Origin of the sequence: Halomonas litopenaei, from assembly GCF_017303055.1 — a bacterium.
Taxonomy (GTDB): domain Bacteria; phylum Pseudomonadota; class Gammaproteobacteria; order Pseudomonadales; family Halomonadaceae; genus Halomonas; species Halomonas litopenaei_A.
This window is the reverse complement of the sequence record NZ_JAEKJT010000009.1, coordinates 142,840-159,227: the sequence shown is the minus strand read 5'-3', so window position 1 is coordinate 159,227 and position 16,388 is coordinate 142,840. Positions and strand designations below refer to the sequence as shown.

At 63.1% G+C, this 16,388-nt stretch carries 17 protein-coding genes; 8 read left to right on the top strand and 9 right to left on the bottom strand.

Going from position 1 to position 16,388, the window contains the following annotated elements:
* The first annotated feature begins 8 nt into the window (after positions 1-8).
* The 7 genes from JF545_RS17400 (at position 9) to JF545_RS17370 (ending at position 6,082) form a co-directional block, all read left to right on the top strand.
* Complete coding sequence (locus JF545_RS17400) at positions 9-1,397, top strand: MFS transporter (protein ID WP_206944178.1); 1,389 nt, start codon at positions 9-11, stop codon at positions 1,395-1,397.
* Positions 1,398-1,648: 251 nt separating this feature from the next.
* Entirely contained in the window at positions 1,649-2,335 is a 687-nt protein-coding gene (locus JF545_RS17395) for a single-stranded DNA-binding protein (protein ID WP_206944176.1), read from the top strand.
* Between the two features lie 267 nt (positions 2,336-2,602).
* The gene (locus JF545_RS17390; protein WP_206944174.1) at positions 2,603-2,776 is read left to right on the top strand and encodes a hypothetical protein; all 174 of its coding nucleotides are present in this window, start codon (positions 2,603-2,605) and stop codon (positions 2,774-2,776) included.
* A gap of 163 nt (positions 2,777-2,939) precedes the next feature.
* The gene (locus JF545_RS17385; protein WP_206944172.1) at positions 2,940-3,122 is read left to right on the top strand and encodes a hypothetical protein; all 183 of its coding nucleotides are present in this window, start codon (positions 2,940-2,942) and stop codon (positions 3,120-3,122) included.
* A 309-nt stretch (positions 3,123-3,431) separates the two neighbouring features.
* Entirely contained in the window at positions 3,432-4,205 is a 774-nt protein-coding gene (locus JF545_RS17380; RefSeq protein ID WP_206944170.1) for a TSUP family transporter, read from the top strand.
* A gap of 231 nt (positions 4,206-4,436) precedes the next feature.
* Complete coding sequence (locus tag JF545_RS17375; protein WP_206944168.1) at positions 4,437-5,333, top strand: sugar nucleotide-binding protein; 897 nt, start codon at positions 4,437-4,439, stop codon at positions 5,331-5,333.
* A complete protein-coding gene (locus JF545_RS17370; RefSeq protein ID WP_206944166.1) occupies positions 5,330-6,082 on the top strand; it encodes a lysophospholipid acyltransferase family protein in 753 nt (250 codons plus the stop codon). The genes JF545_RS17375 and JF545_RS17370 overlap by 4 nt, the downstream gene beginning before the upstream one ends.
* A 103-nt stretch (positions 6,083-6,185) precedes the next feature.
* Here JF545_RS17370 and JF545_RS17365 read toward each other — a convergent pair whose 3' ends face one another.
* The 3 genes from JF545_RS17365 to fabA form a co-directional block, all read right to left on the bottom strand.
* Positions 6,186-6,947 (bottom strand): M48 family metallopeptidase, encoded by a 762-nt coding sequence (locus JF545_RS17365; RefSeq protein WP_206944164.1) that lies wholly within the window; start codon positions 6,945-6,947, stop codon positions 6,186-6,188.
* A gap of 264 nt (positions 6,948-7,211) precedes the next feature.
* Entirely contained in the window at positions 7,212-8,429 is a 1,218-nt protein-coding gene (fabB, locus tag JF545_RS17360) for a beta-ketoacyl-ACP synthase I (RefSeq protein WP_206944162.1), read from the bottom strand.
* A 13-nt stretch (positions 8,430-8,442) separates the two neighbouring features.
* Positions 8,443-8,958 carry a 3-hydroxyacyl-[acyl-carrier-protein] dehydratase FabA gene (fabA, locus tag JF545_RS17355; protein WP_206944160.1) on the bottom strand — a complete coding sequence of 172 codons (516 nt, stop codon included), beginning with the start codon at positions 8,956-8,958 and terminating at the stop codon, positions 8,443-8,445.
* Between the two features lie 224 nt (positions 8,959-9,182).
* Between fabA and JF545_RS17350 the strand changes: the two genes are divergently transcribed.
* Positions 9,183-11,042: a putative bifunctional diguanylate cyclase/phosphodiesterase gene (locus JF545_RS17350; protein ID WP_206944158.1), complete on the top strand. Its 1,860-nt coding sequence runs from the start codon at positions 9,183-9,185 to the stop codon at positions 11,040-11,042.
* On the opposite strand, the gene JF545_RS17345 is transcribed toward JF545_RS17350, so the two are convergent.
* From JF545_RS17345 to JF545_RS17320, 6 genes are all read right to left on the bottom strand, one after another.
* Positions 10,999-11,547 (bottom strand): DUF2878 family protein, encoded by a 549-nt coding sequence (locus tag JF545_RS17345; RefSeq protein WP_206944156.1) that lies wholly within the window; start codon positions 11,545-11,547, stop codon positions 10,999-11,001. The two genes, JF545_RS17350 and JF545_RS17345, sit on opposite strands and share 44 nt — an antisense overlap.
* Before the next feature lie 2 nt (positions 11,548-11,549).
* Positions 11,550-12,818, bottom strand: coding sequence for an SAM-dependent methyltransferase (locus JF545_RS17340; RefSeq protein WP_206944154.1), 1,269 nt, complete (start codon positions 12,816-12,818; stop codon positions 11,550-11,552).
* 86 nt (positions 12,819-12,904) lie between these two features.
* The gene (locus JF545_RS17335; protein WP_206944152.1) at positions 12,905-13,714 is read right to left on the bottom strand and encodes a DUF1365 domain-containing protein; all 810 of its coding nucleotides are present in this window, start codon (positions 13,712-13,714) and stop codon (positions 12,905-12,907) included.
* Positions 13,711-15,042 carry an NAD(P)/FAD-dependent oxidoreductase gene (locus tag JF545_RS17330; protein WP_206944150.1) on the bottom strand — a complete coding sequence of 444 codons (1,332 nt, stop codon included), beginning with the start codon at positions 15,040-15,042 and terminating at the stop codon, positions 13,711-13,713. The genes JF545_RS17335 and JF545_RS17330 overlap by 4 nt, the downstream gene beginning before the upstream one ends.
* The gene (locus tag JF545_RS17325) at positions 15,039-15,851 is read right to left on the bottom strand and encodes an SDR family NAD(P)-dependent oxidoreductase (RefSeq protein WP_206944148.1); all 813 of its coding nucleotides are present in this window, start codon (positions 15,849-15,851) and stop codon (positions 15,039-15,041) included. Before JF545_RS17325 ends, JF545_RS17330 begins: the two co-directional genes overlap by 4 nt.
* 68 nt (positions 15,852-15,919) lie before the next feature.
* On the bottom strand, positions 15,920-16,360 hold the full coding sequence (locus tag JF545_RS17320) for a nuclear transport factor 2 family protein (RefSeq protein WP_206944146.1): 441 nt from the start codon (positions 16,358-16,360) through the stop codon (positions 15,920-15,922).
* Positions 16,361-16,388: the final 28 nt, after the last annotated feature.

The window sequence follows — 16,388 nt, the reverse complement described above, 5'->3', positions numbered from 1 at the left end:
TCTTTTTCATGTCCAAGGCCCGACTTCTGTTAGCCTCCGAACGGCGTGCCATCGTCGGTCTGGCGGGGCTCTACGCCACGCGCATGCTGGGACTCTTCATGGTCTTGCCTGTGCTTGCCCTGAATGCTGATCACCTGGCTGGCGCCACGCCGCTGCTGGTGGGGCTGGCGCTCGGCGTCTACGGGCTGACCCAGGCCGTGCTGCAGATCCCGTTTGGACTGCTGTCGGATCGCCTTGGCCGCAAGCCGGTCATCGCCGCTGGCCTGGGGCTGTTTGCCATCGGCAGCGTGATTGCCGCTCAGGCAGACTCCATCGCCATGATGATCGTGGGCCGCAGTCTGCAGGGCAGCGGTGCGGTGGCGGCGGCCATCATGGCATTGCTGGCCGACCAGACCCGGGAACAGGTGCGCACGGCGGCCATGGCGACCATCGGCCTGTCGATCGGGGTGGCCTTCGGTGTGGCGATGGTGCTGGGGCCGCTGGTGGCCAGCCGGTTTGGTCTGGCGGGAGTGTTCTACTTCACCGCCCTGCTGGCGCTGCTGGGGTTGGTCGTGCTGTGGAAGCTGGTGCCTCCGGCTCCGCGGCGTCGCGGTCACCGAGACGTGGGCCTGGATCGTGGTCAGCTGGCCAGTATTCTTGGCCGCCTCGACCTGTGGCGCATGGACGCCTCGATCTTCAGCCTGCACCTGATCCTGATGGCCATCTTCACCGCGGTGCCGTTTCGCCTGGTGGATGCCGGGATCGTCGAAGCACACCATGGGCTGGTCTATCTGCTGGTGATGGGGCTGTCCTTTGTGGCCATGGTGCCGCTGGTCATCGTGGCCGAGAAGAAACGCAAGATGAAACTGATGTGCCTCGGCGCTATCGCCACCATCACGCTTAGCCTGTTGGGCCTCGGCCTGGCGGGCACCGGCCTGGCGGCGCTGTGCGCCTGGCTGTTGGCCTTCTTTACGGCCTTCAACCTGCTTGAGGCGACGCTGCCGTCGATGATCAGCAAGCTGGCGCCTGCCGGTGCCAAGGGCACGGCCATGGGTGTCTATTCCACCAGCCAGTTCCTGGGCGCTTTCCTCGGCGGTGTATTGGGGGGCTTTCTGGCCCAGCAGTTCGGGTTGTCGGCGGTATTTCTCGGAGCGGCTCTGTTGGGGCTTGGCTGGTTCCTGCTGATGCTCGGCATGCGTGCACCGCGTCACCTGTCCAGCGAGGTCGTGGCCCTGGCCGAAGACGTCGAACGCGATACGCTCGACAGTCTGATGGCACGCTTCGCCGCCGTCGCCGGGGTCGAGGACGTATTGGTGGTGCCGGAAGAACGGCTGGCTTACTTGAAGGTCGACCGCACACGGCTCGATACCGAGGCGCTGGAACGGCTGACCCGCACGTCGCGCCAGTCGACGCCCTGACCAGGCAGATGGCGGTGAGAGGCATGGGGGGCGCCAGTGCCCGCGGGATAGACGCACGCGATCAACGCCTGGCGGGGTCAGGTCATGCCGGGGCGCTCGATGTAGCGGCCAACTGTTGTGATCTCGCGTATAGTAGCCACACCTGTCTTATGTGACGCCGACCCGGTATTCGGTGTCGAAAGAACCTCTTCGAGGCGTGAGGGTCGTACCCTGCATGTCTCGGCATCATTATTTGTATCAAGGAGTCAACCATGGCCCGTGGCGTCAACAAGGTCATCCTCATCGGCAACCTCGGTCAGGACCCGGAGGTACGCTTCACCCCCTCGGGTACCGCCGTGGCCAATCTCAATCTCGCGACTACCGATACCTGGATGGACCGCCAGAGCGGCCAGCGCCAGGAGCGTACCGAGTGGCATCGGGTCGTGATGTTCAACAAGCTGGCCGAAATCTCGCAGCAGTACCTGAAAAAAGGCTCCAAGCTGTACATTGAAGGGCGCCTGCAGACGCGCAAGTGGCAGGACCAGAATGGCCAGGACCGCTATTCCACCGAAATCGTTGCCAGCGACATGCAGATGCTGGACGGTCGGGGTGAAGGCGGCCAGGGCGGCGGCTTCGGCGGCCAGCAGGGCGGCAACTTCGGCGGTGGCCAGCCCCAGCAGGGCGGCAACTTCGGCGGTGGCCAGCCCCAGCAGGGCGGCAACTTCGGTGGTGGTCAGCCCCAGCAGGGCGGCAACTTTGGTGGCGGTCAGCCCCAGCAGGGCGGCAACTTTGGCGGTGGCCAGCCCCAGCAGGGCGGTAACTTTGGCGGCGGTCAGCAGGGCGGTGGTCAGCAGAACCGTCCGCCGCAGCAGGCGCCGAACCAAGGCGGCCAGAAAGGCGGCTTTGGTGCTCCGGACCCGGGCAACTTCGACGACTTCGACGACGAAATTCCGTTCTGACCTGGGTGTATCCAAGGAAGCGCAGAATACGTCAGCCGAGCGGAAGAAGCGTCAGACGCCCGTAGTGCAGAACCCACTGCCTATTCGGTAAAGGCGAGGCGTTCGAGCAGCGCGCAACGCAGCGATTCGTCCGCGCAGGCATGTATGCAGTGTTTCCCTAAGCCAGGCAGCCCGTCTTGGCTTGCTGTCTTGGCTAGTCGTGTCGTGAGACCCCGCGGAAGCGGGGTCTCTTCGTTGGTGGGCAAGCTGGCCCGTTGCTGGCTGGAGATGGGATCACTGCGTGTGGGGCCGTCGGTCATCACCGCCTGTCGTTGGGATGAACGTGCCGATGCCTATGCCGATGGCCTGGCAGGATGTGGCGATACCCGCGCCCCCTTCGCTGCACGTTGTCTTCGCCCCATGCGTCTTCGCCCCCTTCGTCTTCTGCCTGATGATCGTTGATTCCGCTCAGGCCGTCGCTGGCCCCCATCCGGCGCCTCTTCGCTCTCTGCTGGGCCAGCTTGCGCCTCAGCGGTCGCCGCCGGCGATGGGGTTTGCGGCGGAACATGACTCTGCATAGCCAAGCGGAGATGAGCGCGCTGGGGATGGAGTACATCACCCAGACATGATCTCTGTAGTGCTGTTCATTGGCGTCTGCAGCGCGTCGGGCGGTGCCGAAGAACAGGGACTCGAGAGGCGCGTAAAGGTAAGGCCCGACGAGAATGGCCAGGGCAATCAGGGTACCGACGAACAGGAAGCTGAAGACGACGATGATCGAGAACGCTCGCCGCTTCTTGCTGATCTTTAAGGGCGGTTCAACATCCAAGAGGCATCCTCATCTGCTGTCGGCGGTGGGGAGGGCATGACGTCATGTCACTTTAGGCGAGCGAGCCCCCGGCGCAAAAGAGCAGACTGCTCCATGGCGAGCAGCCAAAGATCGCTAGCGTCAGCCTTTCATGAGCGGTGCCGATGGACCACTCGGGTCACCAGACATGACCTTGGTCGATTGGCCTCGGGAGATTGGGACAGAAGGTCGATACAGTGAGCGGGCTACTGATTTTTGCCCACCAACTCCGTACAGTGATAGCTCCCCTGGACGCAATGGAGTGCCCGCGACGTGGCCGGTCTCGAATGGTACCAATATGCCCTGATTGGGCTGATCTTCTGCTGGAGCGGCTTTGTGCGCACCAGCCTTGGCTTTGGCGGTGCGGTGCTGGCGCTGCCATTTCTGTTGCTGGTACTGGATGAGCCGCTGGTCTTTCTGCCCATCGTGGCGGTGCATCTGTTGATCTTCTCCAGCTGGATCGCCTGGCGCGGCAGTCGCCAGATCAAGCAGGAGGCGGGCGGTGAGCACAGCAATATCGACTGGCGCTATTTAAAGCGGGCGCTGTCGATCATGATCATCCCCAAACTGATAGGCGTCGTCGGATTGTTGACGTTGCCGGCAGAGCTGATGACGGCGGTGATCTTCGTGATCGTCATCATCTACGGCGCCAGCTACGCCCTGAACCGGCCGTTTCGAAGTCGCAGCAAGGGCGTCGATGTCGCTCTGCTGGCGCTGGGCGGGTACGTGAGCGGCACGTCGCTGATCGGGGCGCCGCTGATCGTGGCCGTGTTCGCCTCCCACGTGGCCAAGTACCAGCTGCGCGATACCTTGTTTGTGCTGTGGTTCATCCTGGTGGTGATCAAGATGGTGTCCTTCATCATCGCCGGTGTCGACCTGCAGCTGGAGCACCACCTGTGGCTGCTGCCCTGTGCTCTGGTAGGGCACGTGTTGGGCGAGCGAGTGCATCAGGCACTGCTGGGAGCGCGTTCCGAGGTGTTCTTCCGGGTGCTTGGCGTGGTGCTGGTGGTCGTCAGCCTGGTGGGGCTTGCCACCAGCCTCGGCTGAGCGCCGCTTGACCGACAGATATCTTCATGAGCAGGTCTGCAAGCCGTCCATACGCAGGTGATGTGGAAGACACCGCCGGGGACGGCAGCGCGTGCCATGGGAGGGGCGCTGTTTCACCAGCAGTTGGTGTAGAATGTGGCCTTTTGGTGCTGCCTCGTCGAGGGAGTATCCGCCGTAACGCCAAGGGTATCGTGCAGACCTGCACGCTGCCCTCATGGACGAGGAGTCGTCGTGAAGCTGCTGATTCTGGATGCGGGGCATTGCCTGTCGCTGGCCTTGGCACGGGAAAGCAACCGGCGCGGTGATACGGAGCTGGTGATCGATCCTGCCACTCGGGTGGGAGCGGACAAGCTGCGGGCGATTGCGCCCGATGCACTGATCATTCCACCGTTGTCGCGCCCTTTCAGCGTGCCCCCCGCCGCCGTGATGGAACACGCCGAGGCTGTCGAGGCCTGCATGGAGGCCTGTCGCGATGTCGGTATTCCTCTGGTCTGGTGCGTATCTGACCAGTTGTATGAGGACGGGCATGCCTCGCCGATCGACGAGCATGTCATTCCGGCCCCTCGCGATGAAGGCCTGCGTCGCCTGGTGACCGCAGGCGACCGAATCCGGGCAGAGTGCCACCAGCACCTGATCGTGCGCGTTGGCCCGATGTTCGCCCTGGAAGGCAGTCACGCCTGGTTGGGCGAGCTGCTGGATACCTTGATCAGTGGTGGCGTGGTACGTGCCGAGACGGATGTCACCCTCTGCCCCACCTCCGCCGATGCAGTGGCCATGGCACTGATAGGCATGCTCCAGCAGCAAGCCTGCGGCGCGGATGCCTGGGGCAGCTATCACCTGGCAGGTGTCGAGCCGGTCAGCGCTTACACCTTTGTCTGCATGGTGCGTACCCAGCTGGGGACGCGGCTTGAAGGGCAGGGCGAGCAGATTGCGTTGGGCGAGGTCAAGGCGCTGAGTCATCACCACGATCAGCCGTTACGCCGAGTCCTCAATTGCCGTCGAGTGCTGGAGGTGTTTGGCGTGCATCAGAAGCCATGGCGACTGGAGGTGGGCCGCATGCTCGACACCTGGTGCCAGGCGCGTGATGATGCCGCCGCCATCCAGGACAAGGGGGACGCAACCCCATGAACGTGCTGCGCAGCGTCATCTTCTACATCGGCTACTTTGCGGCCATGCTGGTCTGCGGCCTGCTGTTTCTGCCTCCTGCCCCCCTGCTGCCACTGCGTTCGCGCTACCGGCTGCTGAATCTCTACAACCACTTCATCATTGCCTGGTTCCGCCTGGTATGTGGCGTGCGCTACGAGATGCAGGGGCATGAAAATCTGCCCGACGGCCCGGTAGTGATTCTGTCCAACCATCAGTGCGAGTGGGAGACCGTCTACCTTCAGCTGCTCAAGCCTCCGGTCTGCACGGTACTGAAGAAAGAGCTGCTCAACTTCCCGATCTTTGGCTGGGGCTTGCGCCTGCTGCACCCTATTGCACTGGATCGGTCCAAGCCGGCTCGCGCCATGAAGCAGGTGCTCAGCCAGGGTGGACAGCGTCTCAAGGAGGGGCTTTCCGTGCTGATCTTCCCCGAAGGCACGCGGGTCGATCCCGGCAACCGTCGCCGCTACAACAAGAGTGGTGCGGTGATCGCCTGTCGTGCAGGAGTCCCCGTGGTGCCCGTTGCACATAATGCCGGTGAATGCTGGCCCGGCCGAGACTGGGTCAAGCGTCCTGGTCGTATCTCACTGGTGGTGGGTGAGCCGATCGCCACGCAAGGGCGCACCCCTGATGAAGTGCTGGCAGACACCGAGGCCTGGATCGAGGCGACACTTGCTGAGATATCCAGCGTGCCTCGTCCCCACCAACCGGCTTCGCGTACCGAGACCGCTTGAGACCCGGCGACGGCGCGCCTGAAGACACCACAAGGCCTCTTCCCGGCGTGGGAAGAGGCCTTGTCGGTTAAGCAGCACCAGTGACGCCGTCAGCGTCGCTGGCCTAGCCGTTGGCCAGACGCTCGCGGATGTTGTCGGCGCGATCCTTGGAGCCCGGGTGTGACGACATCAGGCGGCTCTCGCCGCCGTCCATGTCGGCGAATTTCTCGAAGCCCGTCAGCAGGCCTTCGCGAGGAATGCCACGATCAGTGAGCAGGTCAAACGAGAAGTTGTCAGCGTCGCTCTCCTGGCTTTGGGAGAACTGCGCGTTGATGAACTTTTCACTCAAATCGCCCAGCTGCGAGCTGGACAGGGCGGCTACCGCACCATTGCCGGATGCCGCCATGGCGTCGCGGGCGATGGAGGTCGCGTAGGCGGTCTGCATGGCCTTCTTGCTGTGGCCTAACGCCACATGGCCAAGCTCATGGCCCAATACCCCCTCGATCTCGTTGTCGGTCATCATGTCCATCAGACCGCTGTAGACGCGCACACAGCCGTTGGCCATGGCCCAGGCATTGATGTCGTCGGTCATGTAGACCTTGTAGCTGACCGGGATGCCGTCGATCTGGTGACCCAGGTTGTCGGCGATGCGCTGCAGACGCTGGGCATACTCGGAGCCGGGAGTGGCGATGGCGGATTCGGCATCCATCTGCTCACAGGCTTGAGCGGACATGGCCTGGATCTCCTCATCGCTGATGGTCGCAGCGTCGAAGCCGGCGAGGCCGGTGCTGATCATGTCGTCAGTGGACATGTTTTCACAGCCAGAGAGTAGGAGACTGCAGCCCAGGGTGGCAACGGTCACAGATAGGGTATGACGGAGATTCATGAGCATCTTCCTTGAGAGGGGCATCCAAGGGCGCCGCTGGTGACGCGCTGCAGAAGCCTTGAGGCGGCGCCGACGGAAGGAAGTGTAAACATGGCCCCAGTCGACCGCTCAACCACTCTGGCGATGCCTGTTTGCTGTGAGCTAGTTTGTAGTTAATCGAGCAAAATATAGGAGAAAGTGTGTCCATCCAGCGAAAAAACGGCGCCCAAGGGCGCCGTTTTTTGGCTTCTTGCTATCCGTCGTGATGACGGCTTAGAGGAAGTATCAGTCGCTGTAGCGCTGGAGTACCAGGCAGGCATTGGTGCCGCCAAAGCCGAAGCTGTTGGAGAGCACCCGGTCAAGCTTCACGCCATCGCGGCGCTGAGTGACGATGTCGAAGCCCTGGGCTTCATCGTCCAGATCACTGACATTGGCGGAGGCAGCGATGAAATCATGCTCCATCATCAGCAGCGAGTAGATCGCTTCCTGCACCCCGGTGGCGCCCAGCGAGTGCCCGGTCAGTGACTTGGTGGAGCTCATCGCCGGAGTGCTGTCGCCGAACACTTCGCGCACCGCCTTCAACTCGGCCACATCCCCTACCGGCGTGGAGGTGCCGTGGGTGTTGATGTAGTCGATGTCGCCATCCACGGTGGCCATGGCCTGGCGCATGCAGCGCACGGCGCCTTCGCCGGAGGGAGCCACCATGTCCTTGCCGTCGGAGGTGGCGCCGTAGCCCACTACCTCGGCATAGATCTTGGCGCCACGGGCCTTGGCGTGTTCGAGCTCCTCGAGTACCAGCATGCCCCCGCCACCGGCGATGACGAAGCCATCGCGAGACTTGTCATAGGGGCGAGAGGCGGTTGCCGGAGCGTCGTTGTAGCTGGTGGACAAGGCGCCCATGGCGTCGAACAGGCACGATAAAGTCCAGTGCTCTTCTTCGCCGCCACCGGCAAAGACCACGTCCTGCTTGCCGAGTTGAATCTGTTCCATCGCTGAGCCGATGCAGTGTGCAGAGGTCGCACAGGCGGAAGAGATGGAATAGTTGACGCCCTTGATCTTGAACGGGGTCGCCAGGCAGGCGGACACGGTGCTGCCCATGGTCCGGGTGACACGGTAAGGACCAACGCGGCGCAGGCCTTTCTCACGCATGACATCGGCGGCTTCCACCTGGTTGGCGCTGGAAGCGCCGCCGGAGCCGGCGATCAGGCCGGTACGTTCATTGGAGACCTGCTCCGGGCTGAGGCCAGAGTCTTCGATGGCCTGAGCCATGGAAACATAGGCGTAAGCGGCGGCATCGCCCATGAAGCGGCGCAGCTTGCGGTCCACCAGGGTATCCAGGTCGATATCGACCACGCCCGCCACCTGGCTGCGGAAGCCGCGCTCGGCGTATTCTTCCTTGAAGCGAATGCCGGATTGGCCGTTCTTGAGTGCCTCGAGTACCTGCTGCCGGTCATTGCCCAGGCAGGACACGATACCCAGGCCGGTGACTACCACTCGTCGCATGGAAGCCTCCTGATCAGAAATTCGCGGTGGAGGTGAACAGGCCGACGCGCAGGTCATTGGCCTGATAGATATCGCGGCCATCGACGGAGACAGTGCCGTCCGCCATGCCCAGAATCAGGCGGCGGGTGATGACGCGCTTGATATTGATGCGATAGGTAACCTTCTGGGCTTCAGGCATGATCTGCCCGCTGAACTTGACCTCACCACAGCCCAGTGCCCGGCCACGTCCGGGATGGCCGAGCCAGCCAAGGTAGAAGCCCACCAGCTGCCACATGGCATCGAGGCCGAGACAGCCAGGCATGACGGGGTCACCCGGGAAATGGCAGTCGAAGAACCACAGGTCGGGGCGGATATCGAGCTCGGCGATCAGTTCGCCCTTTCCGTACTCGCCACCCTCTTCGTAAATGCGCGTGATGCGGTCGAGCATCAGCATGTTGGGGGCCGGCAGCTGGGCATTGCCCGGGCCGAACAGCTCACCGCGGCTGCAAGCCAGCAGTTCATCGCGATCAAAAGAGTGTTGCTTGGTCACTGGAGCGTTCCGAGAGTCGAAGTGATGTACGCCGCGTACGGCAATCTGCCGCCACGCGGCCTGCCTAGTCTACTGTTCGTGGGGGCCGAATGCACCCCGTGGACCTTCGATCATGGTCGTGGTTGCTCGGAAAAGGAATCTTGCACTACAGATTTCCTACTGTCGGCCGATAACGATAGGACAGCAATTTCGCCTGTTCTCTCCAGCGGGAGTCCGTATCGACCATGTGGCCTCGTCTCTCCTTTAACCGCCCGCTGATCTGGCTCGGGCTCTGCGCCATGTCGGCGATTTTATGGCTGCCCAGCGTGTCGTTGCGGCTCGGTGCCGTCGTACTGATGGCGGTGGCGCTGTGGGATGGCTGGCGCCAGATCAAGCTCGAGCAACGCCGCGCGCGGCTGACCGAGCAGGTGATGCGTCAGTCCGGCGAAGCGGTGATGATTACCGACGCCCAGCATCAGATACAGGCGGTCAATCCGGCCTTCACCGAACTATCGGGCTATGAGCTGACAGAGGTTCAGGGGCTGAGCGCCAGCAATCTGGCGGCGGCGCGGCATGACAGCGCCTTCTTTGAACGTTTCTGGCAGGCCTTGACCAGCACAGGTCATTGGGAAGGTGAGCTGTGGCAGCGGCGCAAGGATGGCAATGAGTATCCGATGTGGCTGGAGGTTCAGGTGATCTCCGATGCCCGCGGCCATCCCGAGCACCACATTGCCACCTTCACCGACATATCCCTGCGCAAGGCGCGAGAGCAGGACCTGCGACGCATCGGGCGGGAAGACCCGTTGACCGGCCTGCCCAACCGTTTTCGGCTACATGAGCTGCTGTCTTCTCGTCTGCGTCACCTGCGAGCAGGAGAAAGCCTGGACCTGGCCCTCATCGATATTGACGGCTTTCGCGAGATCAACGAGAGCCTGGGCGTCAGTGCCGGAGATCGCCTGCTTGCGCGTTTCGGCAAAAGATTGGCCGGTCATGTGGCCGGCGGCGTGGTCGGTCGACTGGGCGGAGATGAATTCATGGTCCTGCGTACCACCACGTACGATGACCACGAGGGCTGGATCGAGGGATTGAAGGCCCACCTGGGGGAGCCGTTTCAGATCGACGGAAGCACCCTGCGCCTGGGCATCACCATTGGCAGCTGTCGTGCCCCCGAGGACGGCGACAATGATGGTGTGCTGTTCCAGCGACTGGAGTCCGCGCTGGTCTCCGCGCGGCGACGCGGCGGCAATCTGTGCTTGAGGTTTCGGCCGGCATTGGACGTCAGCGACAGCCCCAACCTGGCGCTGCTCAATGACCTGCGCGAAGCCCTCGCCCAGGGTGGCCAGCTGGAGCTTCACTATCAGCCCCAGCATCGACTGTCCGATGAGGCCATGGTCGGCATGGAAGCCTTGCTTCGCTGGCGCCATCCACGCGATGGGCTGGTGTCACCGGCCGAGTTCATTCCCCTGGCCGAGCGTCACGGCCTCATGGCCCCTCTGGGGGACTGGGTGATCCACCAGGCGCTGACACAGCTCGCCCATTGGCGTTCGCGTGGGCTGCCGCTGTTGCCGGTGTGGATCAACATTTCGGCCATGCAGCTGTTCCAGGGGGACCTGGAAAAGACCCTTGCCACGGGACGCGCACGCCACGAAGTCGACTCTCACTGGCTGGGGCTGGAGCTGACCGAGTCAGTGCTGCTGGATGATCGTGGCGGCGACATCGCGCCCAGGCTGGAGCGCTTGAGGGATCTTGGGCATCGTATCGCCATCGATGACTTCGGTACGGGGTATTCGTCGCTGGGGTATCTCAAGGAGCTACCGCTGGACAAGCTCAAGCTGGACCGAGCCTTCGTCAAGGCGCTGCCCCACGAGACCGCCGACGCCGCCATCGTCGATGCGGTGATGGCCATGGCCAGGGGACTGGGCCTGGAGGTGGTGGCAGAGGGGGTGGAAACCGCCGAACAGCGTGACTATCTGCGGCAGGTTGGATGTGATGAGGTCCAGGGCTACTTCTACGCGCGACCCATGCCGGCCCATGAGCTGGAGGCGCTATGGCGCGAGAGCGTCAGTCAGCCGCTGGAGAGCGGTTCTCGCCAGGCGGTGGCGTGAGGTATCCACGGGCCGCCGCCAGGCTGACCGTCAGGCAGATCAGCGCCCAGATGACGGCCTGGCTCGGCAGTAGCCACGGGGCTAGCGCTACCCCTGCCAGCTTGGCGCCGCCGAAATAGGACAGCGGGGCACTGATGGCTCCTCCCAGCGCTGCCAGCCAGGGACGCGCCCACAGCCAGTAGAGCGAGTGATGAATCAGCATGGCGAAAAGAGGCCACAGCCACAAAAGCCACAGCGCCAGCGGTCCCACCCGGACGTCTTCAGGCGCAAAGCGATAGCCCCCCAGCAGCGCCAGGCTACCGTCGATGGCAAGCCCCGTCAGCCCGAAGATGACCAGCCAGCGCCACTCCCCTGGGCGCGCCATGCCAATGAGATGAGCCGCGAGCACCACGCCGGCGACGATGCCGCCCACGCCCGCACCGCCGATGACGCAGGCCAGCCAACTCAGCTGGAAGCCAGCTGCATTGAGCGCAAGCCAAGGCCAGGTTGTCCGAGAGCGGGCCAAGATTACGGCCTTCCGAGCCGGGTCGGAGGACGCGCATCGGGCTTGGCCAGCAGCAGGTGACAGGTGCTGATGGTGCGCTCCAGGAAGGCGGCTTCGCAGTAGCACAGGTAGTAGCGCCACATGCGAATGAAGCGCTCGTCATAGCCCAGCCGTGCGACACGATCCAGATTGGCTTCAAAGCGGTGGCGCCACTCGCGCAGGGTGCGAGCATAGTGCATGCCGATATCATCCAGATCGATCAGGTTCAGGGACGTGTGTCGCGTCAGCTGGGTGAGCAGCACGGTCGGTGAAGGCAGGAACCCCCCCGGAAAGATATAGCGCTTGATGAAGTCCATCTCCTTGCGCGCTGCCTCGTAGCGCTGGTCCCGCACGGTAATGGCTTGCAACAGCACCAGCCCGCGTGGGGCGAGCAACGTATCGAGTGTCTTCAGGTACAGCGGCAGGTAGTCGGCGCCGACGGCCTCGATCATTTCCACCGAGACGATCCGGTCATAGCGACCGCTCAGTTCCCGGTAGTCCTGTTTCAACAGCGTGACCTGGTCGTCCAGCCCCTCTTCGGCCAGTCGACGCGCCGTATGTTGATACTGTTCCTCGGAGATCGTGGTCGTGGTGACGCGGCAGCCGCGGGTTTTGGCGGCATGAATGGCCAGCCCGCCCCAGCCGGTACCAATCTCGAGAAGGTGGTGATGGGGCTGCACATCCAGCTTGTCGAGCATGACGTCCAGCTTGTGGGTCGAGGCTTCCTCCAGGCTGGCATCCGGGCTTGGGAAGACGGCGCTGGAATACATCCAGTGCTCGCGGTCGAGGAACGTCTCGAACAGGTCGTTGCCGATGTCGTAGTGCGCCGCGATGTTGCGCTTGGCGCCCTTGCGGCTGTTGCGCTGCAGTCTCAGCAGCCCCGACAGCAGGAGTCGGCCAAGGCTGGCGACCCCCCTTTCCACGTCGTCATTGACCTGATCGATGTTGAGGGCGAACAGGCGAATCAAGCCGACCAGGTCGTCAACGTCCCAATCGCCTTCCATGTAAGCTTCCGCAGCACCCACCGAGCCGCCCATGGCCATACGCTTCCAGGCGCGACTGTGACGCACCACCAGAGTAACGGACAGCTCGCCGTCCTCGCCGAGAAGGTGGCGTTCGTGACCATCGATGAGCGTGATGTGGCCGTGCTTGAGCTTGGCCAAGTGGCCCAGCACGCGAGGCTTCAGCCAACGCGACAGTCTGCCTTCTTCGCTGCTGGCGATAGCGTGGTGCTGTGTTCTCAGGGTGGTCATGTCCTGGACTCCTTGGGCTAACCGAGAGCCGCTTGACGGGGGCGGCGGTGCAGTGTCGCTGGCGCTGGACTGGCGTGTGGTCAAGGTCATGACTGACTCTCCCTTGGCTGAGGCGTGGCACCCTCTGCGGGGGGCGGATGATCGTGCAAGGGAACGCCCTTGAGCCACAGCTTGAGCGCCTCCCAATGGATGGCGGCCAGTGTCTTGGTGGCCATCCAGGGCTGGCGTGCCAGCGTCGACATGAGGGCACCGCGCGTAGCAGGCTGGCCCTCCAGGGTGAGCGTGGCATCAAAATGGCGCTGCTCGTCTCGCCAGGTTTCCATGTGCATGAACAGCGCCTCTCCGGGACTGTTGAAGCGCCAGTGATAGGTCATGCCCATGGGCAGGAAGGGCGAAACGTGAAGGTCCTTGTCGAACGCCGCGCGATGCGTGTGGCGGCTGCCATCCACTGCGCTGGCGTATCGGGTTCGCTCTCTCCAGGGGGTATTGGTGACCTCTCCCAGCACCGCGCCGAGCCGCTCCTCTCCTGTCTCGTCGGCAGGGTGATAGAGGTAGTAGAGCGATATGGGATTGAAGCTGACCCAGGGCGACGACAGTTGCGTCAGCAGGGTGACGCGTCCCTCTGGGGCGGCTCCCAGACGCTCGCGCACCTCTTCTCTGGCGGCCTCTGCCAGTGACAGTTGCTGGCCTCGGGCGGGCAGGTAGTCTTCCCGGCGGAAACGTGCCAGCGCGGGCCGCCTGGCACTGAAGCCGGGCACACCATCGAACAGTGCGGGGAGCTCATCCAGGTCCAGCAACGCCATCCACACGCGATAGTCGAAGGAGTGCTGGCGAGGCAGAAAGCGGCGATGACGCAGGGTGCCACGATAGATGCGCGAGCGCGGCGTCGTGATCATGACGTCGCCTCCCTGAGACGCTCATGGTCGAGCTCGTCACAGCCCAGCGCCTGGGCCACCCGCAAGGCGCTCCAGACGCCATCTTCATGGAACCCATGACGCCAGTAAGCTCCGCAGAAGTGGGTGCGACCCTTGGTGCCGGAAATCTCGGCGTGGCGAGCCTGGGCCAGTGCACCTGCCTGGGTGAACTGAGGGTGTGCGTAGGTGAAGCGTCCAATTACCTTGTCGGCGGCGATGCTGTCGCTGTCGTTGAGGGTCACGCAAAAGGTATGCGGCGCCTCAAGTTGTTGGAGGATGTTCATGGCGTAGGTAACCGAGACGTTCGCGCTGTCGGCGCGGCCATCAAGACGGTAATTCCAGCTGGCCCAGGCGCGTGACCGGCGTGGCAGCAGCCGAGTGTCGGTGTGCAGCACGACCTCGTTGTCGGCATAGGGCAGGGCGGAAAGTATCTCGCGCTCCGCCGGGCTCGGGTCCTCCAGTAGTGCCAGGGCCTGGTCCGCATGACAGGCCAGGACCAGCTGGTCGAAGCGCTCTTCGCCGCTGTGCGTGCGGATGACGACGGCATCGGCTTCCCGGCGAATGCCATGGACGGGAGTGGCCAGCCGGATGCTGTCGGCGTAGGGCGCAGTCAGGCGGTCAATATAGGTGCGGGAGCCGCCCTTGATGGTGAACCACTGAGGCCTGTCGTTGATCGATAGCAGCCCATGATGATGAAAGAAACGCAGGAAGAAGCGCGTCGAGAAAGCGCGAATGTCGGCCAGGCTGGCGGACCAGATCGCGCCGCCCATGGGCAGCAAGTAGTGGCGCTGGAAGTCTTCACTAAAGCCTTCGCGGTCCAGGTAGTCGCCTAGCGGCAGCAGCAGCGGGTCAGGGTCTGCATTCGCGTCATGGTTGGCAAGGTCATGAATCGCCTGGCGGTTGAAGCGCACTATCTGTCCCAGCAACCGGTAGAACGAGGGTCTCAGCAGGTTTCGGCGCTGGGCGAAAAGCGAGGCCAAGGTGTGGCCGTTGTATTCGAAGTCGACGTCAGTGCGATGCACCGAAAAGCTCATTTCGGTGGGCTGATAGGCAACGTCGAGATGATCGAGCAGGCGCTGGAAGTGGGGGTAGGTCCTGTCGTTAAAGACAATGAACCCGGTGTCGATGGCGTAGTCTTGACCGTCCATCTCGACATCGACGGTAGCCGTGTGGCCGCCCAGGCGGTCCGCTGCTTCAAACAGGGTGACCTGGTGACGGGCACTCAGGTAGCGGGCCGCTGAGAGTCCGCTGATGCCGCCACCAATCACTGCAATACGTTGTGCGTGTGGCCCGGGTTCAGGTCGGGTCATCCGTCGTTCTCCTGCTGTGAAGGCGTCTCGGTGTCGTGTTCGCGCCGCACCAGCCGCTTGCCGATCGCGACCCTCAGGCGCAGGGGCATGACGCCCAGCAGCTTGACCAGGTAGGTAAAGCGGCGCGGGAAGTGGATGTCTCGGCGGCGCGCCGAGAGTCCCTCGAGAATGGCCTTCGCGGCCTTTTCCGGGGTCACGGCCATGGGCATGGGGAAGTCGTTGCGCTCGGTCAGTGGGGTCTTGACGAAGCCTGGGTGAATGACGCTGACATCAATCTGCTGATGGGCCAGGTCGAGGCGCAATGATTCGCAGAAGTAGGTGAGCGCCGCCTTGGAGGCGCCGTAGGCTTCGGCCCTGGGCAGGGGAAGATAGGCCGAGGCGCTGGAGGTGACGGCGATCAGCGGGCGTGAACCTTGGTCGCGGGCCTGATGCAGCAGCGGCAGCGCCGCTTCCAGTGAGTGAATGGTGCCAAAGAAGTTGGGATCGAAATTGTCTCTTACCAGCGAGGTATTGACGCGACCGCCGTCCAGGTAGACGCAGGTGCCGGCATTGAAGATCACCATGTCGAGGCCATCGAAGGCATCAGCGATGACGGCTGCTGCGTCCTTCATCGCCTGCAGGTCGGTGACGTCTGCGGGCACCAGCAGTGCGTTGTCGCGCTGGCCGGCCAACGTTTCAAGGCCTGAGCGGCTGCGGGAGGTCAGTGCCACCCGGTGGCCATCGTCCAGCAGGCGCTGTGCCAGCGCTTCGCCGATGCCTGAAGTGGCACCGGTGAGCCATATGCGCTGTGGGTTGGGGTCGCGAGCCATGTCATCCTCACTGTTGCTGGTACCAGATGCTGCTGACTGCCAGCTACGTGGGATGGCTGGTCAGGGTTTCAACCTGCCGCGATACGCTTGATTCGGCGAACCAGCATTCCCACTAGGGGCAGGCGTTCGTACAGCAGTGCTCCGGCGTCGAAATAGTCCTGATGGCGAATCACCTTGCCGCCTTCGCCGGAGGCAAAGGTCAGCGCCGAGCAGCCCTCCACGGCGATGGGTTTCCCCCGTGCCAGGCGCCGATGCTGCAGTGCCATGGTCCAGGTCACGAACCCATGTTGTCCCTCACGCACAGCATGCCTGAAGTCGAACTGGCACGTGATCACGTTGGCATACATGGCATCGAAATCAGCCTTCAGGTCGTTGATGCCGTTGACCCGGTGGAGCGGGTCGATGAACACGATGTCATCAGAATATATACTGTATAGCTTTTCTGTACAGGTTTTGTCCAGCTTATTGAAGGTGTCGCAGAAGGCTGCCAGCTGCGGGTCGTCGATCATCGTGGTCTCCCTGTCGGTGCTCGCGTCT